Source organism: Kocuria rhizophila (genome assembly GCF_003667225.1).
In the GTDB taxonomy this organism is placed as follows: Bacteria; Actinomycetota; Actinomycetes; order Actinomycetales; family Micrococcaceae; genus Kocuria; species Kocuria rhizophila.
The window spans coordinates 1-22,187 of the sequence record NZ_RCOM01000038.1; the positions used below are offsets into that span (position 1 = coordinate 1).

At 71.6% G+C, this 22,187-nt stretch carries 22 protein-coding genes and 1 tRNA gene; 7 read left to right on the top strand and 16 right to left on the bottom strand.

Going from position 1 to position 22,187, the window contains the following annotated elements; genetic code table 11:
- Positions 1 to 94: 94 nt before the first annotated feature.
- From D9R02_RS06740 to D9R02_RS06760, 5 genes are all read right to left on the bottom strand, one after another.
- Complete coding sequence (locus D9R02_RS06740; RefSeq protein WP_059281901.1) at positions 95 to 574, bottom strand: DUF2231 domain-containing protein; 480 nt, start codon at positions 572 to 574, stop codon at positions 95 to 97.
- A 171-nt stretch (positions 575 to 745) separates the two neighbouring features.
- Positions 746 to 1,117 carry a DUF3072 domain-containing protein gene (locus D9R02_RS12445; RefSeq protein WP_019309521.1) on the bottom strand — a complete coding sequence of 124 codons (372 nt, stop codon included), beginning with the start codon at positions 1,115 to 1,117 and terminating at the stop codon, positions 746 to 748.
- A gap of 208 nt (positions 1,118 to 1,325) precedes the next feature.
- Complete coding sequence (gene selB / locus D9R02_RS06750; RefSeq protein WP_121566604.1) at positions 1,326 to 3,113, bottom strand: selenocysteine-specific translation elongation factor; 1,788 nt, start codon at positions 3,111 to 3,113, stop codon at positions 1,326 to 1,328.
- The gene (selA, locus tag D9R02_RS06755) at positions 3,113 to 4,420 is read right to left on the bottom strand and encodes an L-seryl-tRNA(Sec) selenium transferase (protein ID WP_121566605.1); all 1,308 of its coding nucleotides are present in this window, start codon (positions 4,418 to 4,420) and stop codon (positions 3,113 to 3,115) included. Before selA ends, selB begins: the two co-directional genes overlap by 1 nt.
- Positions 4,421 to 4,437: 17 nt before the next feature.
- Positions 4,438 to 4,532: transfer RNA gene (locus D9R02_RS06760), tRNA-Sec, on the bottom strand.
- Between the two features lie 73 nt (positions 4,533 to 4,605).
- Here D9R02_RS06760 and selD point away from each other — a divergent pair.
- A complete protein-coding gene (gene selD / locus D9R02_RS06765) occupies positions 4,606 to 5,643 on the top strand; it encodes a selenide, water dikinase SelD (RefSeq protein ID WP_121566606.1) in 1,038 nt (345 codons plus the stop codon).
- A 79-nt stretch (positions 5,644 to 5,722) separates the two neighbouring features.
- Here the strand turns inward: selD and nrfD are convergent, their stop codons facing one another.
- From nrfD to D9R02_RS06795, 5 genes are all read right to left on the bottom strand, one after another.
- Positions 5,723 to 6,820, bottom strand: a complete 1,098-nt coding sequence (gene nrfD, locus D9R02_RS06770; RefSeq protein WP_039101706.1) for an NrfD/PsrC family molybdoenzyme membrane anchor subunit — start codon at positions 6,818 to 6,820, stop codon at positions 5,723 to 5,725.
- Complete coding sequence (locus tag D9R02_RS06775) at positions 6,817 to 8,061, bottom strand: 4Fe-4S dicluster domain-containing protein (protein WP_039101705.1); 1,245 nt, start codon at positions 8,059 to 8,061, stop codon at positions 6,817 to 6,819. The genes nrfD and D9R02_RS06775 overlap by 4 nt, the downstream gene beginning before the upstream one ends.
- The gene (gene fdh / locus D9R02_RS06780) at positions 8,058 to 11,441 is read right to left on the bottom strand and encodes a formate dehydrogenase (protein ID WP_237573737.1); all 3,384 of its coding nucleotides are present in this window, start codon (positions 11,439 to 11,441) and stop codon (positions 8,058 to 8,060) included. The genes D9R02_RS06775 and fdh overlap by 4 nt, the downstream gene beginning before the upstream one ends.
- A gap of 195 nt (positions 11,442 to 11,636) precedes the next feature.
- Positions 11,637 to 11,966, bottom strand: a complete 330-nt coding sequence (locus D9R02_RS06790; protein ID WP_019309529.1) for a hypothetical protein — start codon at positions 11,964 to 11,966, stop codon at positions 11,637 to 11,639.
- 53 nt (positions 11,967 to 12,019) lie between these two features.
- Positions 12,020 to 13,657 carry a Mur ligase family protein gene (locus D9R02_RS06795; RefSeq protein WP_052239319.1) on the bottom strand — a complete coding sequence of 546 codons (1,638 nt, stop codon included), beginning with the start codon at positions 13,655 to 13,657 and terminating at the stop codon, positions 12,020 to 12,022.
- A 556-nt stretch (positions 13,658 to 14,213) separates the two neighbouring features.
- Here D9R02_RS06795 and D9R02_RS12080 point away from each other — a divergent pair.
- Both D9R02_RS12080 and D9R02_RS12280 read left to right on the top strand, forming a co-directional pair.
- Positions 14,214 to 14,585 (top strand): LppP/LprE family lipoprotein, encoded by a 372-nt coding sequence (locus D9R02_RS12080; RefSeq protein WP_183085960.1) that lies wholly within the window; start codon positions 14,214 to 14,216, stop codon positions 14,583 to 14,585.
- 92 nt (positions 14,586 to 14,677) lie between these two features.
- Positions 14,678 to 14,920 (top strand): LppP/LprE family lipoprotein, encoded by a 243-nt coding sequence (locus D9R02_RS12280; protein WP_121566608.1) that lies wholly within the window; start codon positions 14,678 to 14,680, stop codon positions 14,918 to 14,920.
- 123 nt (positions 14,921 to 15,043) lie between these two features.
- Here D9R02_RS12280 and D9R02_RS06810 read toward each other — a convergent pair whose 3' ends face one another.
- Together D9R02_RS06810 and D9R02_RS06815 are read right to left on the bottom strand one after the other, a co-directional pair.
- On the bottom strand, positions 15,044 to 15,796 hold the full coding sequence (locus D9R02_RS06810; protein WP_121566609.1) for a glycosyltransferase family 2 protein: 753 nt from the start codon (positions 15,794 to 15,796) through the stop codon (positions 15,044 to 15,046).
- Positions 15,797 to 16,576, bottom strand: a complete 780-nt coding sequence (locus tag D9R02_RS06815; RefSeq protein ID WP_052239317.1) for a glycosyltransferase family 2 protein — start codon at positions 16,574 to 16,576, stop codon at positions 15,797 to 15,799. It abuts the gene before it with no gap.
- A gap of 177 nt (positions 16,577 to 16,753) precedes the next feature.
- On the opposite strand from D9R02_RS06815, the gene D9R02_RS06820 reads away from it, so the two are divergent.
- Both D9R02_RS06820 and D9R02_RS06825 read left to right on the top strand, forming a co-directional pair.
- Positions 16,754 to 17,083 carry a hypothetical protein gene (locus D9R02_RS06820; protein WP_019309534.1) on the top strand — a complete coding sequence of 110 codons (330 nt, stop codon included), beginning with the start codon at positions 16,754 to 16,756 and terminating at the stop codon, positions 17,081 to 17,083.
- A gap of 3 nt (positions 17,084 to 17,086) precedes the next feature.
- Positions 17,087 to 17,899, top strand: a complete 813-nt coding sequence (locus tag D9R02_RS06825; RefSeq protein ID WP_121566610.1) for a nitroreductase family protein — start codon at positions 17,087 to 17,089, stop codon at positions 17,897 to 17,899.
- A gap of 20 nt (positions 17,900 to 17,919) precedes the next feature.
- On the opposite strand, the gene D9R02_RS06830 is transcribed toward D9R02_RS06825, so the two are convergent.
- From D9R02_RS06830 to D9R02_RS06845, 4 genes are all read right to left on the bottom strand, one after another.
- Positions 17,920 to 18,666, bottom strand: a complete 747-nt coding sequence (locus D9R02_RS06830; protein ID WP_121566611.1) for a class I SAM-dependent methyltransferase — start codon at positions 18,664 to 18,666, stop codon at positions 17,920 to 17,922.
- On the bottom strand, positions 18,666 to 19,886 hold the full coding sequence (locus tag D9R02_RS06835) for a type III polyketide synthase (RefSeq protein WP_039101699.1): 1,221 nt from the start codon (positions 19,884 to 19,886) through the stop codon (positions 18,666 to 18,668). Before D9R02_RS06835 ends, D9R02_RS06830 begins: the two co-directional genes overlap by 1 nt.
- Before the next feature lie 62 nt (positions 19,887 to 19,948).
- The gene (locus D9R02_RS06840) at positions 19,949 to 20,314 is read right to left on the bottom strand and encodes a PH domain-containing protein (RefSeq protein WP_019309538.1); all 366 of its coding nucleotides are present in this window, start codon (positions 20,312 to 20,314) and stop codon (positions 19,949 to 19,951) included.
- A 226-nt stretch (positions 20,315 to 20,540) separates the two neighbouring features.
- Entirely contained in the window at positions 20,541 to 21,026 is a 486-nt protein-coding gene (locus tag D9R02_RS06845) for a pyridoxamine 5'-phosphate oxidase family protein (RefSeq protein WP_102613227.1), read from the bottom strand.
- On the opposite strand from D9R02_RS06845, the gene D9R02_RS06850 reads away from it, so the two are divergent.
- Positions 21,025 to 21,297 carry a hypothetical protein gene (locus tag D9R02_RS06850; protein WP_128973300.1) on the top strand — a complete coding sequence of 91 codons (273 nt, stop codon included), beginning with the start codon at positions 21,025 to 21,027 and terminating at the stop codon, positions 21,295 to 21,297. The two genes, D9R02_RS06845 and D9R02_RS06850, sit on opposite strands and share 2 nt — an antisense overlap.
- A gap of 108 nt (positions 21,298 to 21,405) precedes the next feature.
- A complete protein-coding gene (locus tag D9R02_RS06855) occupies positions 21,406 to 22,041 on the top strand; it encodes an endonuclease (protein WP_047978507.1) in 636 nt (211 codons plus the stop codon).
- The last annotated feature ends 146 nt before the right edge of the window (positions 22,042 to 22,187 follow it).

Here is a 22,187-nt window from a genome sequence, read left to right on the forward strand (position 1 = left end):
GCTCGGGGCTCGGGGCTCGGGGCGGAGTAGAACAGGGCGTGGACGGCGCGGAGACAGAACGGGCGGCGGCGGCCCCGACGCGGCCACGTGGGGGTCAGTTGGGGAAGTTTCCCCACACCAGCTGCGCACCGGCGTGGCCCGTGAGCGCCACCATGACCAGGGCGAAGACCGCGGCGAGCACCGCGAGCACCCGCAGCGCCAGCAGGAGGGTCTCCCGGCGGGGGAACCGGTCAGTGGTGAGCCAGCGCTGCGCCGCGTAGAGCAGCACCGAAATCCCGAGGCACAGCCCCACGGCCACCACCAGCAGGTCCGCGTACTGCGCGTGCGGACCCACCTGACCGGGGGCGTGCTCGCTCAGACCCATGGCGGGCAGCAGGGCCTCGCCCGTGCTCTTGGCGAGCAGGGAGGCGGCGAAAGCCACGGCGCTGACCCCCACCGTGACGGCCCCGAGCCGGGCGCGCCAGCGCGGCACGGTGGCCCAGAGGAGGAGAAGGATCGTACCCACGGGAGCGGCGACGACGGACAGGTGGACGAGGAGCGGATGGGCGGGCAGTCCCGCGATCGATGTGAGCACGCGATCATCATCGGCCCGGAATCGGTTGCCCACAAGCAAGTTGAGGCTTTCCTGTCTCGGCAAATGTCCAGGATGACCCCCACCACAGGGCGAGGCCGTGAACTGCATGGGAAACGCCCCGCGGCAGCCTGGACGTCAGGCGCGCACGGGGCGTGGTTCCCGGTAGCGGGGTCAGTTCGAGGAGCCCTTGAGCCGCTCGATGTGCTCCGAGGCCTGGGCTTTGGTGAGGTCCGCGGGCAGCTCCTCGCCGGCCTGCTTGGCGAGGGTGTCCAGGTAGGACTTCTGGGCGCCGGTCATGGGCTCGTCGCCGCTGACCCAGTCCGAGGGGTCCTTCTCCAGCGTGGAGTCCTGGGCGTCACCGGTGGCGCCAATGGTCTCGCCCTGCGGCGCGCCGTTCTGCGCGGTGGCGTCCTGGGGTGCCTGGTTCTGCGGCGCGCCGTTCTGGGCGGCACCGCCCTGCGGCACGGAGCCGTCCGGGGTGCCGTTCTCGAGCGGGGGCTGCTCGTTCTGCATCTGGGGGTCCTGGGCGGGGGTGTCGGTCATGGTGCTCCTCCATCGTCTCCTGGGCCGGTCTGCTCCGGTCCCGGTCTCACGGGAACGCGCCGCGGACGGTGCCGCACGGTGCCGCGCGGGCACGTCCGGCTCTGCGTTGCCCGTTGTCGTGTCCCCGAGGTTAGTGCTCCGCGGCCACCCCGGGGAGGGGGTTTCGCTCACGGCGCGCAGCCCGGGCGCGTCCGACGAGCCGCACCGCTCAGCGCACGATGCTCCGGCGGTTGCCGTCCTCCCGACGGGTCCATCCCTTCGCATCGAGGTGCTCGAGCAGCGGGATCGCCACACGGCGCGTGGTCTCCCACGCCTGCCTCGCCTGGCTCGCGGTGAAGGGCTGAGGGAGGCGGGCGAGCTCGCGCATCGCGAGCGCGGGCGCGGTGGGCAGCAGCACGACGTCGCCCGGCAGCCGCAGCAGCCGACCGAGGCGTTGCGCCGCGGCAAGTTCGCGCGGACCGAGCCGCAGGGCGTCGAGGTCGTGGGACTCGGGGGCCGCGAAGGGCTGGGCGCGCAAACGGACCTCGAGGGCTGCCACGCCCTGCTCCGCGGCGCCGAGCCCGCCCTGCCGACCGGGCACCGCGAGGTACCCGTCCCGGTCCTCGAGTCCCGCGCGGTCGACCACGGCGGCCAGGACGCTCGCCCCGGGCTCACCGAGCACCGTGCGCGCGGCCCCGCGGGACAGCCCCGGCGCCAGGGGCTCCCGCTCGTGGGCGGCCCCCACCGCCGCGCGCAACCGGGTGGCCCACTCGTCCAGGCGCGGGGCGTGGATCCACCACTGCCCGGTGGACACCACGTCAGCCGGCGGGGCCCCGTCCGTGGGGAACCCGAGCAGCCGCAGCCGGTGCAGCGGGACCGCCCCGTGCTTGACCGTCTCCGCCGCAGGGTCCCCGAGATCGGGGATCCGGGCGAGCCGGGCGGCCTCGCGGGCGCCGTCGCCGCGGCGGGTCAGCGCGGGCGGGTCCACGTCCAGCACCCGGGCACCGCCCACGACCACGCGGGCACCCGGGTAGCGCAGCACGAGCCTGTCGCCCGGCACCAGGGTCAAATCGCGGTCCAGCTGCAGCCGGGCGTGGTCCGCGTCCAGCGGCCGGATCCTCGCGCCCACGCCCGCGGTGCCCGCGTGGACCACGAGCTCCTCGGGGACCTCGGTGAACGGCGCCCCGCGGTCCCGGCGCACCTCCAGGACCTCCGTGGCGGGCCAGGACCCGGGAGTCAGGAGCGCGTCACCGCGGTGTATCGCGTCCCGGCCGGCCCCGCGCAGGTTCACGGCGACCCGGGCAGTGGGCCCGATCTGCGTCACGGAGCGGTTCTGGCTCTGCAGCGAGCGCACGGTGACGGCCTGCTCCCCCTCCACCCCGCGCAGCACCATCCGGTCCCCCGTGCGCAGCGTCCCTGCCGTGAGCGTGCCGGTGACCACGGTCCCGGCCCCCGAGATGGTGAAGGCGCGGTCGATCCACAGCCGCACGCGCGCCATCGGGTCAGGTTCTGGCACGTCGCGCAGCACGGCGTCCAGCGCGTGGCGGAACGCCTCCAGTCCCGTGCCCCGCTGCGCGGAGACGACGACGGCGGGTGCCTCCGCGAGTCCCGTACCGGCGAGTTCGGAGCGGGCACGGGAGATGACGGCGTCGACCCGTTCCGGGGCGCGGTCCGCCTTGGTCACCACGATCAGCCCGTGGGTGATCCCGAGGGCGGCCACGGCGTCCCGGTGGTCGCCGGACTGCTCCTGCCAGCCCTCGTCCGCGGCGACCACGAACACGACCACCGGTGCGGGCCCCACCCCCGCGAGCATGTTGCCCAGGAACCTCTCGTGGCCTGGGACATCCACGAACGCCACGTGCGTGCCCGAGGGCAGCTCGGTCCACGCGAAGCCGAGGTCGATGGTCAGCCCGCGCTGCTTCTCCTCGTCCCAGCGGTCCGGTTCGATGCCGGTGAGCGCCCGGACCAGAGTGCTCTTGCCGTGGTCCACGTGACCGGCCGTCGCCACCACGTGCATCAGCGGATCTCCTCGAGCGCTGCCGCCACGGCGTCGGTCAGCTCGTGGTCCCGGGACTCGGGCACGCAGCGCAGGTCCACGAGGCACGCGCCGTCGTGCACCCGGGGCAGCACGGCCGGGCGACCGAGGCGCAGCGGGCGGGCGACGGCCTCGGGCAGCCGCACGGCCCACCCGTGCAGCGGGACCCCCGGGGCGCCGCCGCCACCCACACGACCGTCGTGGGGCACGACCTCCGCGTCCACCGCGGCGGCCAGGGCCTCCGCGCGTTCCCGCAGGCGACCGGGTTCCGCGTGCAGGGCGACGTCGACCGGCGGTCTGCCCCCGCGCAGGGTCGCCTCGAGGGCCGCGAGCGTGAGCTTGTCCGCGCGCACGGCCCGGGCCAGGGGGAATCGCGCCAGGCGCCGCACCGTTTCGGCGCGCCCGAGCAGCAGGCCCGCCTGAGGGCCGCCGAGCAGCTTGTCCCCGCTCGCGATCACCGCGTCCGCCCCGGCCTCCAGGGCCTCGGCGAGACTCGGTTCGTCCGGCAGCGCGGGGTCCGGGGTCAGCAGACCGCTGCCCACGTCCACGACGAGCGGCACGCCGTGCTCGTCCGCGAGGGACCGCAGCTCGCGCAGCGGCACCGAGGAGGTGAATCCATCCACCCGGAAGTTGCTGGGGTGGACCTTGAGGATGCAGCCCGTCTCCGGACCCAGAGCAGCCTCGTAGTCGCCCAGGTGGGTGCGGTTGGTGGTTCCCACCTCGCGCAGCCGCGCCCCCGTGGACTCCATGAGGTCCGAGAGCCGGAATCCGGCCCCGATCTCCACGAACTCACCGCGGCTGATGACCACCTCCCGGGCACCGGCCAGGGCCGCGGTGGCGAGCACCAGCGCGGCGGCGCCGTTGGTGACGACCAGCGCGTCCTCCGCCGCGGGGCACGCCTCCAGCAGCGCCTCCCGGGCGCCCGCACCGCGCGCGGAGCGCTGCCCGGTGGTCAGGTCCAGCTCCACGTCCACGTAGCCGGCGGCGTCGAGCAGGGCCTGGCGCGCGGCGTCGGACAGCGGGGCCCGACCCAGGTTGGTGTGGACCACCACGCCGGTCGCGTTGAGCACCGGGGTCAGGGAGCTCGCCCCGCGCGCGCCCAGGCCCGCGACCACCGTGTCCACCACGGCCTCCGGGGCGATCTCCCCGCCCCGCGCGCGGTCCTGGGCGGAGGCGACGGCGGCGCGCACGGCGGCATCGCCCAGTCCTCCGGCCGCCGCGCGGACCCGCGGGTCCGCAAGCACGCGGTCCGTGCGGGGGATGCGACGGCGGGGGTCCTCTGTGCTCACGGTGCTCCTCGGATGGTTGGCGGAGGCGGACGGGAATCGAACCCGCCAGACCGAGGTGCTCGGTCTCACCGGTTTTGAAGACCGGGGCGCCCACCAGGACACGTACGCCTCCGCGGCCGAATGTATCACCGCCCGGGGACCCGCATGCTCAGCAGGCTGTCGGAGCGCGTTCCTACACTGGCCCCATGAGTGAACGCCCCGCGGACTCCCCCGCCCAGGACCCCGCGGCCGATCTCGGCCGCCTCACGAGCTACGCCCACGGCGGAGGCTGCGCGTGCAAGATCCCCCCGGGAGAGCTGGAGGACGCGGTCCGCGGTCTCACGGGCCAGAACGCGCCGGACGTCCTGGTGGGCCTGGACGACGGCGACGACGCCGCGGCCGTGTTCGTGCGCCCCGACCTCGCGGTGGTGTCCACGGCGGACTTCTTCACGCCCGTGGTGGACAGCGCCCACGACTGGGGCCGGATCGCCGCGGCCAACGCCCTCTCGGACGTCTACGCCATGGGCGGCACCCCCGTGGTGGCCATCAACCTGGTGGGCTGGCCGCGCGAGCTGCTGCCCATGGAGCTGATGTCCGAGGTGCTGCAGGGCGGGCTGGACGTTGCCGCGCAGGCGGGCTGCCCGGTGATCGGCGGGCACTCGATCGACGCCCCCGAGCCCACGTACGGCATGGCGGTCACGGGCACCGCGGACCCGCAGCGCCTGCTGCGCAACGACGCCGCCCGGCCCGGTCTGCCGATCACCCTGACCAAGCCGATTGGCGTGGGGCTGCTCAACAACCGGCACAAGTCCACGGGCGAGGTCTTCCCCGCCGCGATCGAGACGATGACGGCTCTCAACAGGGACGCTTCTCGGGACGCACTGGCGGCAGGGGTCGAGGCGGCAACGGACGTAACGGGATTCGGCCTGCTGGGCCACCTCCACAAAATGTGCCGCGCCTCGGGCGTGGGCGCCACGATCAACGCCGCCGCCGTCCCCCTCGTGGACGGAGCGTCCGAAGCGCTGCGGGACGGATTCGTCTCAGGCGGCACGCGGCGCAACCTGGACTGGGTGCGACCCCACCTGGCAGCGGGCCCAGGCGTCACGGAGGACACCCTGCTGCTGCTCGCGGACGCCCAGACCTCGGGTGGGCTGCTCGTGGTGGGCGAGGTCCCGGGCTACCCGGTGATCGGCGAGACCACCGCGCTCCCGGAGACCGCGGACACCCTGGTCACCGTGCGCTGAGCCGGTCCTTTTCACGGCATGACCGGGGCGGCCGTGCGCGGCCACCCCGGATCACGCCTCGACAGTGTGGCCCAGTGGGTCAGCCCGCTGTGGTGATCGAGTCGTCCGTGATGCCCGCCGCGCGGCGCTTCTCGAGCCGGTTGCGCTGCGGGATCACCGTGTACTTGGGGTCCTTCACGGACTCCTTGCCGCCCCAGAACACGCCGAAGCGGGTGAGGGCCGAGGACGAGACCAGGGCGAGTCCGGAGGCCGCGGCGACCCAGCGGCGTCGCCCGCCGAGCAGCGCGCCCAGCCCGCCGGCGATCGAGAGGCGCTCGCTCCACTCGAGCCACTGGCCGGGCCTGCCCTGTTCGAGGGGCTCCACGGTCACGGGGTCCATGGCGTCCTTCATCACGCGCATGGCCACGAGTTCCCCGGCAACGCCCGCGACCGCGAAGAAGCGGGCGGGCCCGGCCTGCTCCACCGGCGTGGTGAGCATCGCCAGCCCACCGGAGGCCAGGGACGCCGAGCTCGCGAACACGAACGCCAGGTGCCCGTGCATCTCGTGCCACGTGGGCACGGCCGTGTCGCTGAGCAGCATGGCGGTGTAGGTGGCCATCGGCGCCCCGAGCACACCTGCGGCCACGCTCGTGGGCAGCTCCGCAGCGTGCAGCACGGGACGCAGCGGGCCGAGCGGCAACCGCTCCCCCGTCATCCGGTCCACTTCCACCGCCGCGGCAACCCCCGCGTTCGTGGAGAACGTCGCCAATACCCACGAACCGATGCTCATGGGCGAGGTGGGCTTGAACGTGCGCATCATGTGGAGGAAGCGCTCCGGGCGGCCGAGATCCGCCACGAGGAGAACTCCGCCGAGACCCGCCGCCGTGAGCGCGGACAGCCGGGCGTTGCGGCGCAGCGCGGGCTTCCCGGTCAGGTACCCGCCGAGGGCGAGGATCGCCGAGCCCCCGGACAGCCCGCCCAGGAACAGGTAGGTGGCGATCTTGGAGTCCCACGGCGGCGCCTTGACGATCGGGCGGCCGTAGTAGGACGTGAACTCGGTGTCCGGCACCATGGGCATCTCGCGGGAACCGTCCCCGCCGCGGCGGAACGCTCCGCCGCCCGGTCCACGGTTCCGGCGACGCCGCTTGCGCCGCGGTTCCTCGGGCGGCCGGTAGCTGTCGTACGGGGAGAGGCTCATGAGCGCTCACCCACCGTGAACGCCGCCGCGCCGAGGGCCAGCATGCCCATCACGGCCATGCCCGCGCGCTTGTACATGCGGTGCAGGTCCTTGGTGGGAACCTGCGGGTCCGGCGGCAGCCCGTAGACCTCCGGCTCGTCGAGCAGCAGGAAGATCGAGCCCGTGCCACCCACGCCGTCCTGGGGATTGGCGCCGTACAGCCGCGCCTCGGTCCTGCCCTGCTCGTGCAGCTGGGCCACCCGCTGCTGCGCCGTGGCGAGCATGCTCTCCCGTTCCCCGTACTTGATGGACGTGGTGGGGCACGCCTGCGCGCACGCGGGGGTCTGGTCGTTCTTCATGCGGTCGTAGCACAGCGTGCACTTCTGGGCGATGCCGTCCTGCGGGACCTTCACGGTGTCCGGCATGGGCGGGGCGCCCCGCTGGGTCTTCGGCTCCACCAGCCCGTCGTTGCGGCGCTCGATCACCCCGAACGGGCACCCGGCCACGCACGTGCCGCAGCCGTTGCAGATGTCCTCCTGCACCACCACGGTGCCGAACTCGGTGCGGAACAGCGCACCCGTGGGGCACACGTCCAGGCACCCGGCATGGGTGCAGTGCTTGCACACGTCCGAGGACATGAGCCAGCGGAAGTCGGGGGTGTCCAGCACCGGGGAGTCGTCCCCACCGGTGGCCGCCACAGGGGCCGCCCCACCCTCCGCAGAGCAGCCGCAACCGCCCGCCGATCCGCAGCCCGCCGGCGCGGTGACGCCCGGTGTGGACTGGGACGAGCACGCGCAACCGGGCCCAGCGGCGTCGTTCACCGGGGGCGCCCCGCACGCACGCCCGCCCGAATCCGGAACGGGAACGGCGGCGGAGTCCGCCGCAGCGGGGGCGGAGCCGCACGCGCACCCGCCCGCGGCAGGAGCCGGCGACGCCGCCGGCGGACCCACGCGCGGCATGCCCAGGCTCACGAGGGCGCGGCCGGACTCGCGGGCCTGCTCGATGCGCTCCTGGGACTGCTCGATGAACGCCACGTGGCGCCAGGTGTCCGCACCCAGACCACCGGTGTTGTCGTAGGAGGAGCCCAGGATCTCGTAGTCCGAGTCCACCGGGTTGCGATTCCACTCCTTGCACGCCACCTCGCAGGCTTTGCAGCCGATGCAGATGGACGTGTCCGTGAAGAACCCGCGCCGGTGGTGCGGGTGCTCCCAGTAGGTGTCGTCCGCGAAACTGGGGGTGGGTGTCAGGTTGTCCGTGCTCACTGCTCTTCTTCCTGGTCCGTCGCGGGGGCGCCCGGCCGCCAGGCGGTGGACTGCCCCGCGATGTCCCCGCTGTCGCGTCCTCGCAGCGGATCCTGGTCGAGCTCGCGCTCCGGATCCGTGATGCGTTCCATTCCCGTGCGCACGGTGAGCCCGGCCCGCTCCTGGTACTCGCGCACCAGTTCCATCCGCGCCGCACCGCGCGGCCGACGGCCCGGGACGATGTCGCACGAGCCCGTCTTGAAGTTCTGGATCTGCACGTTGGGGTCCAGCGTGATGCCCAGCAAGTCGTTCGCACCGTCACCCGTGACCACCGCGTCGGAGCCCGCCCCCCAGTGGTACGGCAGACCGATCTGGTGGATGGTCCTGCCCGCCACGGTGAGCGGTGTCATGCGGTCCGTGACCAGCACCTTGACCTCGATCGCGGAGCGCGGCGAGATGATGGTGGCCCACCCGTACGGTTCCAGCCCCTTGAGCTCAGCGAGCTCCGGGGAGATCTCGCAGAACATCTCGGGCTGCAGCTCGGACAGGTACGGCAGCCACCGGCTCATGCCACCGGCCGTGTGGTGCTCCGTGAGCCGGTAGGTGGTGAACACGAACGGGTAGACCCCGGTGCCCGGCGCCTCCCCGCTGGGCGCGGACAGGTTGTCCTCCCGCGGGAACATGATCCGCGCGGGATTCTGCTGCTGCGCGTACAGCGGGTTGTCCACCGGGGACTCCTGCGGCTCGTAGTGCGTGGGCAGGGGCCCGTCCATCATGCCCTTGGGCGCGAAGAGCCAGGCCTTGCCGTCCGCCTGCATGATGAAGGGGTCGTCACCGGCAAGGGCGTCCGGCCCGGTTGCCTCCGGGCCCGGCCGCGCGGAGGGCTCACGATCCAGCGGGAAGTCCGGATTGTCCTTGCCGGTCCACAGCCCCTGCTCCTGGTCCCACCACACGAGCTTCTTGCGCTCGCTCCACGGCTTGCCCTCGGGGTCCGCCGAGGCGCGGTTGTAGAGGATGCGGCGGTTCGCGGGCCACGCCCACGCCCACTGCGAGGCGATCTCGTCCTGCTGCCACCCGGGCACGCGCATGGCCGCCCGGTTGACGCGGTCCGCGTAGATGCCCGTGTAGATCCAGCAGCCACCGGACGTGGAGCCGTCCGTGCGCATCTGGCCGTAGTTGCTGAGCGGCTCACCCGCCTGCTCCCCGGTCTCGAAGCGGCCGTTGATCTCGGCCAGCACGGACACCGGGTCCACCTCACCCTGCTCGTCCAGCGGGTAGTCCCACGTGAGGTCCAGCAAGGGCCGGTCCCGGGGGTCCGTGGAGTCCGCGAGGCGTTCGCGGATCCGGTTGCCGAGCTCGAAGAAGAACTCGAGCTCGCTCTGGGCGTCCCCCGGCGGTGCCACGGCCTGGTGGCGCCACTGCACCAGACGCTGGGTCTGGGTGAAGGAGCCGGACTTCTCCACGTGCGTGGCCGCGGGCATGAAGAAGACCTCGGTGTCGATGTCCTCGGTCTTCAGCTCGCCCGAGGCGATCTCCGGACCGTCCTTCCACCACGTGGCGGACTCGATCATGTTGAGGTCCCGCACCACGAGCCATTTGAGGTGGGACATCCCCATGCGTTGCAGCCGCCCGTTGGCCGAACCCACCGCGGGGTTCTGCCCCAGCAGGAAGTACCCCTCCACCTGGTCCTTGAGCATGGACATCAGCGTCTGGTAGGTGCCGTGGGCCCCGTTGATCCGCGGAATGTAGTCGTAGGCCCAGTCGTTCTTGGCGGTGGCGGCATCCCCCCACCAGGCCTTCAGGAGGTTGACCGAGTACGCCTCAGCATTCGCCCAGTAGCCCTTCTGGCTGGTGGTGCGGATGCCGTCCACGTACTCCGAGAAGCTCTGCGCGGTGACCGAGGGCATGGGCAGGTACCCGGGCAGCAGGTTGAACAGGGTGGGGATGTCCGTGGAGCCCTGGATGGTCGCGTGCCCGCGCAGCGCCATGATGCCGCCGCCCGGGCGGCCCATGTTGCCCAGCAGCAGCTGCAGGATCGAGGCCGTGCGGATGAACTGCGCACCCAGCGTGTGCTGTGTCCAGCCCACCGCGTACGCGAAGCACGTGGTGCGCTCCCGCCCGGAGTTCTCCGTGACGGAGCGGGCGAGGTAGTCGAAGTCCTCCTCCGAGATGCCGCAGGTCTCCCGCACCATCTCCGGGGTGTACCGGGAGAAGTGGCGCTTGAGGATCTGGAACACCGTGCGCGGGTGCTGCAGGGTCTCGTCCCGCACCGGCGTGCCGGAGCCCACGGGGGCGCCGCCGCTGCCGTACTGCTGACCGCCGGCCTCCGCGCGCTCCTGACCCCCCTGGTTGCCCTCCTCGTCGGCCCGCTCCCCGTGGTCCTCGCCCTCGGTCTCGTAGCCCCAGGACTTCAGGTGGTAGGTGCCGGTCTCGGGGTCGTAGCCCGAGAAGATGCCGTCGAGGTCCTCGGCGTCCTCGAAGTCCTCGCTGACGAGGGTGGCGGCGTTGGTGTAGTGCAGCACGTACTCGTGGAACCAGAGGTCGTTGCTCAGGACGTGGTTGATCAGCGCCCCGAGCAGCACGATGTCCGAGCCCGCACGGATGGGCAGGTGCTTGTCCGACACGGCAGAGGTGCGCGTGAACCGCGGGTCCACGTGGATCACGCGGGCGCCGCGTGCCTTGGCCTCAGTGACCCACTGGAAGCCCACGGGGTGGCACTCGGCCATGTTGGAGCCCTGGATGACGATGCAGTCCGCGTTGGCCATGTCCTGCAGGGACTGGGTGGCGCCGCCGCGCCCGAAGGAGGTTCCCAGACTGGGAACCGTGGCGGAGTGTCAAATCCGGGCCTGGTTCTCGATCTGCACGGCCCCCGCCGCGGTGAACAGCTTCTTGATCAGGTAGTTCTCTTCGTTGTCCAGGGTGGCGCCGCCCAGGGACGCGATGCCCATGGTGCGCCGCAACGGCCGCCCCTGCTCGTCCGCGTCCTGCCAGCCGCGGCGTCGGGACTCCAGGAAGCGGTCGGCGATCATGTCGATGGCCGTGTCCCGGTCCAGGGGCTGCCAGTCGGCGGCGCCGGGCGCACGGTAGAGGACCTGTGTCTGGCGGCCCGGGGAGTTCACGAGCTGCTCACTCGCGGAGCCCTTGGGGCACAGGCGACCACGCGAGATCGGCGAGTCCGGGTCACCCTCGATCTGGATGACGCGCTCGTCCTTGACGTAGACCTTCTGTCCGCAACCCACGGCGCAGTACGGGCAGATGCTCTGCACCACGCGGTCCGCCGTGGCGGTGCGCGCGGTGATCTCCTGGGTCCTGCGGGACTGCACCGCACTGCTGCGGCCTGTGTGGTCCCCGGTGCGGAGCTGGCGGATGACCGGCCACTCCAGCGGGCTGAATCTGGACATGCGCCCAGGATAGACCCGTGGTCCGACAGTCACAGGTACCACGTGTGTGCCATGGTCAAAACGCCCCCGGCGCGTACCCCGGCCACTGCCTGTCCCACGGTGCACACCCGTGGCGGCCGGGGGTCGTCCCGGCCACCACGGCCGTCCCGTTCGGGGCCCGCGGCGGCGTCCTCCCGGGGTGGAGCCGGCGGGCATCTACTCCATGGGATCGGTGGGATCCTGGGCACCGTCCTGCAACGAGCGCTCGACCTCGCGGTCCGCCTGGGGGTCCGCCACGAGGGCCTCGACCTCCGGGGCTTCCGTCCCGAGCGCGGCCCCGGGGTCGGAGTCCCCCACGGCGATCTGCTCGATGTCCGCCTCTTCGGGGTGCTTCAGGGGATCCGCGTCCTCACCCCACTGGGCGTCGTCCTCCTCCCATGCGGAGTCCTCGGCACCCGTGGTCTCGATCAGGTCGTCCTCGCGGAACGTGTCCCCTGCGGCCTCCGGGTTGTCCAGAGGATTGGGATCCGGGATGGGCTGCGTCATGCGGTGCTCCTTGCCAGGTTCTCGTCCGACGCGCGGTCACGCGCACCGTCAGACTACGGCGCCACCGGGGCCGCGCTCCACCCGCTGCCGCCCCGCCCCGGGGGTGGGCCTGCCTGGGCCGGCGACGCCGCTCGGTGGCCGATCTGCCCGGCAGCCGCCCGGACCTCGTCGCTGTCCACGAACGGAACCCGTGCACCGGGCGGGCCGATCTCCATCCAGCGCTCGTGGCCCTTCCCGTACAGGGCCACGGTGTCCTGCGGGCCCGTGAGTTCCAGAGCCGTCCGAATCGCGTCCCGACGGGTGGGCGCCTCCACGACGTACGGTACGGGCTGCCCCGCGGCACGCAGCCGTTGCACTGCGGCGTCGACGCCCCGCATCACGGCCGCACGGATCGCTGCGGGATCCTCGGAGCGGGGGTTGTCGTCCGTGACCACGACGACGTCCGCGCCGGACTCGACCACCGCTCGCCCGGTGAGTTCGCGCTTGGACGTGTCCCGGTCCCCGCCGCTGCTGGCGGTGACCACGAGGCGGCCCCGGGTCCTGGCGCGCAGCGCGGACACGGACTTGGCGGTGGCATCGGGCGTGTGCGCGAAGTCCACCAGCACCGTGGGCCATCCAGGCCCCAGGTCCACCCGTTCCATGCGGCCGGGCACGCTCACCGGTCCGTCGAGCGCACGGGCCACCTCCTGCAGCGGGTGCCCGGCACCCAGGAGCATCAGCGCGGCCAGCGCGGTGTTCACGCGGTTGTGCTCCCCGGGCAGGGGTGCACGCAGCCGCATGGGGCCCCGTGGACCGTGCAGCTCGAACCCGTCCGCGCCCTCGACGCCGGCGAGGTGCCAGGTGGCGGCGCCCCCGGGCCGGGTACCCAGGGTCACGGTGGGCAGTCCTCTCCGGCGGGCCAGGCGGTCGAGGCGCCGCCCGGCGTCGTCGTCCACCACGATCACCGCGCGTGCCGCGAACTCCGGCGTGAACAGCCTCGCCTTCGCGTTGAAGTAGGACTCCATGTCCCCGTGGTAGTCCAGGTGCTCATGGGTCAGGTTGGTGAAGGCCACAGTGTCGAAGCGCACGCCGTTGACGCGCTCCTGGTCCAGGGCGTGGCTGCTGACCTCCATCACGGCCGACCGGTTGCCCGCCGCACGCATCCTGGCCAGCAGGTCCTGGACGTGCGGCGCCGAGGGTGTCGTCATGCGACTGGGCCCTCGCTGCGTGCCCACCACGGTCTCCGGGGTGCTCACGAGCCCGGGATGCTGCTCCAGACGTCGCAGGGCAGCTTCGAGGATGTAGGCCGTGGTGGTCTTGCCGTTGGTTCCCGTGACACCGAAGACGGGCAGGTGGTGGGAGGGGTGGCCGTTCAGGAGCGAGGCGAGTGGTCCCAGCACGGCACGGGGATGCTCGGCGACCAGCAGCGGAACCCCCGGGTCGCGGCCGATGGACCGCGCCCCTGCGGCGTCGGTGAGCACCGCGCCCGCTCCTGCGGCCACTGCCTCCGCGACCTTGCTTGCCCCGTGGTGGTGGCGTCCCTGCAGCGCCACGAAGAGATCCCCCGGGCGGACCTCCGTGTGGACTTCCGAGACGCCGAGGATTCTGACGTTCCCGGCCTGCTCCGCGGCACTGTCGCCCGCACGCAGCTCGGCACCCGCACAGGCCGTCAGCTCCGCAACGGTCCGGCCGTGCACCCCGCACGTCCCCATGGCACGGCTCCCCTCTCGACGGTGGTGGACCCGGCACCCGCCGGATCATCAGACTACTGATGGAAGCGCGGGAAGGGCCCCGGGATATTCCAGGACCGCGCTGGCACGGCGCGGTGACCCCGCGGGGCCGACATAATTCCATGCAATGACATGTGGAGATTGCACAAGCGAACGAAAGCGGGCACCCTGATCCTGACCGTGAGAACACGGGTCCAGGACTGCTCAAGGGGCCACCATGCAACGATTTCGGACACTCACCGCGGCATCGGCGCTGCTGATTCTCGGGGTCGGTTCACTCACCGCGTGCGGGTCCGACTCGTCGAACGAGCCGCAGTCTGCTGCCACCAGCGCACAGGTGGCAGGCCCGACGTCGGGCATTCGTTCGCAGGCGGCGTCGCCAGCACCCGAGGAGTCGTCGGAACCAGCCGGGCAGCCGACCCCGGAGCGCACCACGGAATCCGCGCCAGAGCCGACCAAGGAGTCTGGCGCGAAGAGCGCCTCGGCAAGCGCTCCGGCCGGTCAGGAAACGTGCGGTGCGAGCGGCGCCGAGGCCGCCGTGAGCGCGCATCTGGCGGATGTGCCGGGCGTCGCCGATCCCTCGTCCTGGACCATTGAGGACAGCGATGGCTACGATTCGTGCGCAGATCTCTCCTGGATCACCCTGATCGGCGGCGGAACGGGCTCGTCCCCGCGGCAGCAGATGCTCTTCCACCAGGGCGACTACCTGGGCACCACCACGTCCAAGCCCATCGGCTTCCACCCCGCTACGCAGCGGCTCACCGACTCCTCCATCCAGGTCACCTACACGTACGTGGAGGGGGACGAGAGCAACGCAGAGGCCCGCGGCCGAGCCGTCTCCACCTACACCTGGAACCCGGACACCGAGTCCATCGACCACGCTGGCGAGTGGCCCCCGGGCATCGGCTGACGCCCGGTGACGGGCCACCGTCCAGAAGTGTGACCCAACCGTGATCTCGAGTGGAACCGCCGCCTGACGTGCGGCGAGACAGATCCCGCCCCATGGCGGACAGACGACGATCCCTCCGGTATCGGCGTTTGCTATTGCACATCCAGCGCCGAGCTCCCAGTGCGGACTTCGAGGCGAAGGTGGAACGCGTTAACGACGCCAACCTCAGGGTCACCTACCGGTACCCGCTTGAGGGAGACGCCAACGCGGCGCCCCGGGGCCAGGCTGTCTCCGAGTTCTACTACGACGAGGAATCCGGCAGCGTGGTGCACACCGGCGAGTTCCCGCCGCAGTAACTCCAAGAAGGCGCGTGCCAGTCACGCACCCGGGCCCCCTGGGGCGACGGGCGAGCCGCTCTCACGCGTGCAGGGCCACCCACCCCACCGGTGGGCGGCCCTGCACGCGTGCGGAAGGGAAGCTCACCCTCCCGGGCGGGTGCGGGTTCGCCAACGGGCTGCGGCTTCCTTCACGCGCCCTCGCGCCACCCTCAGGGCCACCAGAGCGTCCACGGGGCGGTGCCACCACCGGGAGCCATACATGTCCCGCACGTACTCCTGTGCGCGTGAGCTCTCTTCACCCAGCATCTGCTGGAACTGCCCCTCAGAGCTGGTCACACTCACCTCGCTGCGCACTCGGGGTCCCATGAGCGCCCAGTTGGGCCACGGCTGGTGGAAGAAGAGCCAGTCGTCCCCGCCCCACACCTTGAGGTCCTCGGGGATGGGCACGTAGTTCTCCCTGCGCAGGCACATGAACATGCCGAAGCTGTTGCCGATCAGGTTGCTCCCGGCCACCCGCAGCCTGGGGCGCGTGGCGTGCTCGCGGTTGAGGAAGGTCCCCTCCAGGGCCAGGATCCCCCGGCGCGGCTTCACCACGAATTCGGCGGCGACGTCGAGGACCACGGGGTCGAACAGGACATCGTCGTTGATGATCGCCAGATACTCCGCCCGCGCTTCCCGCACCCCCAGGTTCCAGGCCGGGTTCACGTAGATGTTCCGTTCCTGCTGCAGCACGCGCACATTCTCCCGGCCGAAATCCAGCGGGTCCGGGTGGTTGTTGACCACGATCACCTCGAGGACCGTGGGATGCACGGCGCACAGCTCCACCAACTCGGGCAGCTCTCGCGAACGCTGCAGGGTGGGAATGATCACGGAGAAGATCTGTGCGGGGGCCACTCATCCCACCTCAGTGCCGGGTGCCTGCTCCCCGCCGGCCGGATCCAGGTGTCGAACTCGACCACCACGACCCGCAAGACGATGTCGCAGCCTGCGGATGGCCAGCACCCACTCCTCAGGGCGGTGCCACCACCGCCATCCCACCTCGTCACGCAGATAGCGCTCACAGATCCGCCCGTCGTGCTCCAGGAACGGCGAAAAGGTCGCGTCGGACGATGTGGTCCCCACCTCGGAGCGGATCCACGGGCCCATGATCACCTTGTTCGGCCAGCGCTGACTCATGTAGAGGACGTCGTCCCCGCCCCAGATCTTCATCTCCTCCGGGATCGGCACGTAGTTGCTCTTGGGCATGCACATGAACATGCCAAATCCCGAGCAGATCAGATGGTGCGAGGCGAGGCGGATCTTGGGCGGGAGGGACTCGGCCCGGTTCATGTGCAGTGGATCGATGCCCACGAGGCCGGTGAACGGCGCTGTCACGGCTCGAGCCGCAAGGTCCAGGAGCGCCGGGTCGAACAAGACATCGTCGTTGATGATCGCCAGATACTCCGCCCGCGCTTCCCGCACCCCCAGGTTCCAGGCCGGGTTCACGTAGATGTTCCGTTCCTGCTGCAGCACGCGCACATTCTCCCGGCCGAAGTCCAGCGGGTCCGGGTGGTTGTTGACCACGATCACCTCGAGGACCGTGGGATGCACGGCGCACAGCTCCACCAACTCGGGCAGCTCTCGCGAACGCTGCAGGGTGGGAATGATCACGGAGAAGATCTGTGCGGGGGCCACGCCCCGATCGTAGTGCTTGCTTCCCGCAACCCCGAGGCTCGTAGCGCCGTGAGGCGCGCCGCGACCGCTCCCACACGGTGGCCCCAAGTCCCCGGGCTCCGGGTCACTGCGTCCCCGGGCGGCGCCGTGACCTGTGACACGATGGCCAGAAGGAGCACGCCGTCGTGAAGGAGAGCCATGGACCCGGTGAGAACGCTCGTCACGGCCGCGGCGGCGTCGTACACGGCGAACTGCGCCCTGGGCGGCTCGGTGGCCCTCGGCCTGCTCGACACCTCGAACGTGCGCTGGGTCCACCACGGCCTGTACATCGCCACCTCGTCGCTCACTGCGGCCGCGTGCGCCGCCGGGCTGAGGGCGCGTTCGACGACGCCGCTCGCGCTGGCCCCTGCCCTGGCTCCCCTGTTCCTGCTGCAGCGCCACGGCGCCCGTCCGCTGCGGCGACACACCCGGGACGCCATCGCGGCGGCCCCCTGCTACGTGGCCGGTCTCGTGCTGGCCTGGAGGTGAATCGTGGAATTCCTGGATGTCGTGTTCAACCGGCGGACCACCAACGGTCCGTTCCGACCAGACCCGGTGAGCCCCGAGCACCAGCAGCTGCTGATCCGTGCGGCCGCCGCCGCACCGTCCCAGTTCAACAGCCAGCCGTGGCGGTTCGTGCTGATCGAGGACCGGGACACCATCGAGACGGTCGCCCGCATCAGTGGCGAGAGCATGACCGAGGTGATGGGCGCGGGCACGTTCTTCGACCGGTACAAGAAGTACTTCCGGTTCAGCCAGAAGGAGATGGACACCCTGCGCAGCGGCATGCTCTTCGACAAGCTGCCCGCCCTGCTGCGCCCGTTCACCTCCCGGGCGTTCACACCGTCCGGGCAGGCCCTCATGAACAGGCTGCGCGTCCCGCAGACCCTGGGTGAGGAGAACCGCAAGCTCGTGGCGGGCTCACCCCTGCTGATCGGGGTGATGCTCGAACGCGGCGAGTACCGCCCGGAGGAGCTCTCGGGGTTCTACTCCGTGTTCAGCATGGGCGCGGCCATGGAGAACCTGTGGCTGACCACGGTGGAGCTGGGCATGGGCATCCAGTTCGTGTCCTTCCCCATGGAGGCCCCGCACCAGTGGCAGCGGATCGTGGACATGCTGCACGTCCCGGACGACCTGGAGCTCATGGCCGTGTACCGGCTGGGCTACGTGCCCGAGCACACGCACCGCCCCGCGATCGACTGGTCCAGCCGCGAGCGCAAGCGCCCCTCCCAGTTCGTGTTCCGTGAGACCTGCGACACCCCGCAGCAGGGCTGGGACCAGGACACGCGGCCCGGCTCCGCCTGAGTCCTGCCCGGTGGCACCGGCTACGCGCGGCCCCGGCCCGTCCGGGGCGGCATCGTCTCCGGTGCGCGGTGCACCGCGAGCAGCCGGAAGAACCGCTGCCCCACGGCCTGCCAGCCAGGGGGTAGAGCCGTGGCCAGCTCGGCGGGAGTGTGGCTGCGCCGGATCGAGAGCAGCCCGTCGAAGCGCACGAAGGTGCGGGCGCGGGCCAGGGGCAGCGTGGCCACCCAGTAGACGAGCCACGCCGCGCGGCTGCGGCGCAGGTCGTTGTGCACCGCCACCCCGCGGGCCAGTGCCTCGGAGTCGGAGAGCACCCCGGCCAGCTCCGCGGGGGTGAGGTGGTGCAGCATGTGGTTGGAGATCACCACGTCGTAGCTCTCCCCGGCCTCCATCAGCGCGCCGCTGGCCACCGTGCGGTAGGTGATTTCGGCCCCCCGGTCGTGGGCCGCGGCCCACCGGGTGGCCCGCTCGTCGGGGTCGATGCCCGTGACCCGCACGTCGAGTCCGTCCCGGTGAGCCCAGCGCGCAACGGCCCGGGCGACGTCCCCGCCCCCGCACCCCACGTCCAGCACCGTGGCCGGGCGTCCCTGCCGCGCGGCCGCCCGCAGGGCGGGTCGCAGGTGCCGGCGGTACACCGGGCGCCAGGACGCCACGAGCGGGTTGATCACCCCAAACAACCGGTAGGTGTTGTCCAGGGCCACGGGATCGCACGCGGGGTCGTCCATGAGCTCGGGCTCGCCCACGGACCGGCGGTGCAGGAGGAGATCCATCAGCGCTGCGCGGCGGGGAGCAGCCGGAGCAGGGCGGACTCGATGCTCAGGCCCGGCCCGAACGCCATGGCCGCCACGTGCCCGGACATTCCGGTGTGCAGCAGGCGGGCCAGGACGAAGAGGATGGTCACACTGCTCATGTTCCCCGCATCGCGGAGCACCGCACGCGAGGGCGCCATCTGCTCGGCGCTCAGCCCCAGCCGGGACTCCACCTTGTCCAGGATGCTGCGCCCGCCCGGGTGAACGGCCCACTGCGGGATGTCCTCCACAGCGAGACCCGTGCGCCGGAGCAGGGGCGCGAGGGCGTCCGTCACGTGGTCGTCGATGATGCGGGGCACGTAGGTCCCCAGGATCATCTCGAAGCCCTCGTCCCCCACGCTCCACGCGAGCTCGTCCTCGCCCACGGGCGCCAGGGTGGTCTCGAAGTCCACGAGCTCGAGTGCGGCGCCGGGGACGGCGACGTCGCGCGCGGTCACCACAGCAGCGGCCGCGCCGTCCGCGAACAGGGCGTTGCCCATCACGGTGTCGGGATCGTTGCGCACGTGCAGGTGCAGGGTGCACAGTTCCACGCACACCACGAGCACCACGGCGTCCGGGTCCGCGCGGCACGCGGTCGCCGCCGTCTGCAGCGCGGGGAAGGCCGCGTTGCACCCCATGAATCCCAGGTGCACACGTTTGACGTCCGCGGGCAGCCCCAGGTCCTTGGCCACACGCACGTCCGGGCCCGGCGCGAAGAACCCGGTGCAGGACACCGTGACCACGTGGGTCACGTCCGCCGCGGTGATCCCGGGGCCGACGCCGCTCAGCGCCGCCCTGCCCGCGGCCACGAACAGCTCCCGGGCGTTCCGCGTGTAGATCTGGTTCCTGGCGTGGGTGCCGGGTGAGAGCAGGTGACCGGTGACGGGATCCACGAACGGCGACGCCGCGGCGTCGTCACCCGGGGGTTCCCCGTGCGGCGTCCGCGGGGGCGTCAACTGCCCCCGCTCCCGGTCGTCCTCCGGGCCAGCGGTGGGAGCGTGCGACGCGCGGGCGGTGGCCTCCGCCAGCTCGGGGAGCACGGTGTGGCGCGTGGCCACCCCGGCGCCGTCGAACGCGGAGCGCACGAGCCGCGAGCCCAGGCGCGTCATACCCGGCTGCCCCGCGAACAGGCGGGTGACGTCCTCCTGCCGGATGACGGTCTCGGGGACCACGGTCTCAATCGACAGCATGCGAACGGTCATGCCCCATGGTAGGCACCGCGGCCGTGGTTCCGGTCACCCGCCGGGGCGGGCGGGCGGTCTGACTAGCCGAGGACGGAGTGGGCGATGAGCTGGTCCAGTGCAACGACGTCGATGCCGCGGCCCACGTTGATCTTCATGACGCCGGCGCGCGTCCAGAGCTGGATCTCCGCGTTGAAGTCCAGGGTCCCGGCGTTCTCCGTGGACCACATGCTGATGCTGGAGTAGGGAATGGACACCGTCTCGATCTTCTTGCCGCGCAGCCCCTGGGCGTCCCGCACGATCAGACGGCGGTTGGTGAACGTGGCGGTGTCCCGCACGGTCTTGAAAGAGGCCACGGGGACCTCACCGGCCACCAGGAACGGGGCCATCTCGGCGGGGAACTCCACGTGGGAGAGGAAGGTCCACACACTGTTCGGGGTCGTCTCCATGGTGATCGGGCTCCTCTTCTCGGCCCGTTCGGAGCCGGTCACTGGTGCGGTCGGGGTGAGCGGGTCCTGTGGCTCGCCCTCATAGGAACCGTCCCACGGGAGCCGCCACGGCACCTGGTGGCCAGCTGGATGCCACCTGGTGGTGCGGCGAACCGTGGAACGGCAACGGGCCGCGCCCGCACGGTGCGAGCACGGCCCGGTCAGGTCCGCAACGACTCCGATGCGATCAGAGGTCCACGACCTCGTTCTCACCGTCCACGGTGTTGCCGGTGACCTTGGCCTTGATCAGGTTGGCCACCTGGGTGACCTTGCTGCCACCCGGGGTGTCCCAGTACTCGGCGGTGTCCGCGTCGATCTCGATGAGCACGTTGTTGGGGTTCTCGGGGCCGCCCTCCAGCCAGGAACCGGTGAAGGAGCTCCACAGCTCACGCAGCTTGTCCGTGTCGTTGACGATGCGTGCCTTGCCGCTCAGCGACACCCAGGCACCGTTGCCCGAGTAGGCCACGTTCACGTTCGGGTTCTTCTGGATGTCCATGCCCTGGTCGGAGGCGCGCTCCGCGATGAAGCGCACCGTGCCGTCGAAATCGACCTCCTGCGTGGCCATGGGCTTGGAGACCAGGCGGCCGTTCTCGTCCACGTGGGTGAGCATGGCGATGCGCGTGCCCTTGATGATGTCGCGGACCTTCTGGATGTTCTCGTTGCTCTCTGCCATGGCACTGCCTTTCGTCGTGACCAATCAGTTCGACCGCAGCCCTCGAAGTGCTCGATTGCTCGCGCAGAACGGGGCGGCGTTGGTCATCAGTCTATTGATCAGTGACCTTCCCCACGAGGAGTTGGCCGCCAGCGGAATCCTCTCCCACCTGCTCGCCATCCTCCGCCGCATCACGACGCCGATCGGCCGCCTTTCCGCCGCCCGCTCAGCCCACGGCGTCCCACGGCACGTGCTCACGGGCCGCTCGACCTCCCGGGCTCAGCGGTTCTAGGCTGGACGAACGGCCTGCCGACCAGTGACGCCGACCCCCGCGAGCCGCGCGGCGTCGTCGTCCTCCGGGGGCCGGAACCCGCCGAGCCGCACCGAGAGGACCGCCGCCGTGGCCCGAACCCCTGCGCAGACCGTGGACGCGCTGCTGGAGCGGCACGGCCGCACATACGCGCAGGAGGCGGGGATCGAGCTGCGGGACGCTCCCGCTCCTCTCTACCAGTTGCTCGTGCTGGCCAATCTGCTCTCCGCCCGGATCGGGGCACCCGCGGCGGTGGCCTCTGCCCGCGCGCTGTTCGACGCCGGGTTCCGCACCCCCGAGGCGATGCGAAACTCCTCCTGGCGCCAGCGGGTGGCCGCCCTGGGCCGTGGCGGGTACAAGCGCTACGACGAGCGCACCTCCACCATGCTGGGCAACGGCGCGGACCTGATCCTGGACACCTGGGGCGGTGACCTGCGAGCGCTGCGGGACGCCTCCGACGACGCCTCGGGGATTCTCCGCCGGCTGCAGGATTTCCCCGGCATCGGGCCCACCGGCGCGTCCATCTTCGCGCGTGAAGCACAGGGCGTGTGGCCGATGCTGGCTCCGCACGTCGACAAGAAGGCGCTCGCCGGTGCCCGCCGCGTCGGCCTGCAGGAAGACGCCGCCGCGCTGGCGGACCTCGTGGACCCCGAGCAGCTGCCCGTCCTGGCCTCCGCACTGGTGCGAGTGGCCCTGGACCGCACGAAGGGCGACCCGTTGGGATAGGCCACGGTCTGCTCGCACGCCCCTCTGCAGATCCCTCCGAAAGGCCACCGCACCGTGTCCTGCTCCTCACCCCACACCGCTCCGGCACCCGCGTGCCCTGACCGCCGTCCCCACCGCGCGGAAGCCTGCCCTGCCGCCCCGTTGAC

What these genes read in the sequence shown, in the direction of transcription:
- D9R02_RS06845 (WP_102613227.1), bottom strand. Translation starts at nt 21,026, where the DNA reads ATGGCAGAGAGCAACGAGAACATCCAGAAGGTCCGCGACATCATCAAG.
- selB (WP_121566604.1), bottom strand. Translation starts at nt 3,113, where the DNA reads ATGCACGTGGTGGCGACGGCCGGTCACGTGGACCACGGCAAGAGCACT.
- D9R02_RS06850 (WP_128973300.1), top strand. Translation starts at nt 21,025, where the DNA reads ATGGCACTGCCTTTCGTCGTGACCAATCAGTTCGACCGCAGCCCTCGA.
- D9R02_RS06835 (WP_039101699.1), bottom strand. Translation starts at nt 19,886, where the DNA reads ATGACCGTTCGCATGCTGTCGATTGAGACCGTGGTCCCCGAGACCGTC.
- D9R02_RS06820 (WP_019309534.1), top strand. Translation starts at nt 16,754, where the DNA reads ATGGACCCGGTGAGAACGCTCGTCACGGCCGCGGCGGCGTCGTACACG.
- D9R02_RS06840 (WP_019309538.1), bottom strand. Translation starts at nt 20,314, where the DNA reads ATGGAGACGACCCCGAACAGTGTGTGGACCTTCCTCTCCCACGTGGAG.
- D9R02_RS06795 (WP_052239319.1), bottom strand. Translation starts at nt 13,657, where the DNA reads ATGGGGACGTGCGGGGTGCACGGCCGGACCGTTGCGGAGCTGACGGCC.
- D9R02_RS06830 (WP_121566611.1), bottom strand. Translation starts at nt 18,666, where the DNA reads ATGGATCTCCTCCTGCACCGCCGGTCCGTGGGCGAGCCCGAGCTCATG.
- selD (WP_121566606.1), top strand. Translation starts at nt 4,606, where the DNA reads ATGAGTGAACGCCCCGCGGACTCCCCCGCCCAGGACCCCGCGGCCGAT.
- nrfD (WP_039101706.1), bottom strand. Translation starts at nt 6,820, where the DNA reads ATGAGCCTCTCCCCGTACGACAGCTACCGGCCGCCCGAGGAACCGCGG.
- D9R02_RS12280 (WP_121566608.1), top strand. Translation starts at nt 14,678, where the DNA reads ATGGCGGACAGACGACGATCCCTCCGGTATCGGCGTTTGCTATTGCAC.
- D9R02_RS12445 (WP_019309521.1), bottom strand. Translation starts at nt 1,117, where the DNA reads ATGACCGACACCCCCGCCCAGGACCCCCAGATGCAGAACGAGCAGCCC.
- D9R02_RS06790 (WP_019309529.1), bottom strand. Translation starts at nt 11,966, where the DNA reads ATGACGCAGCCCATCCCGGATCCCAATCCTCTGGACAACCCGGAGGCC.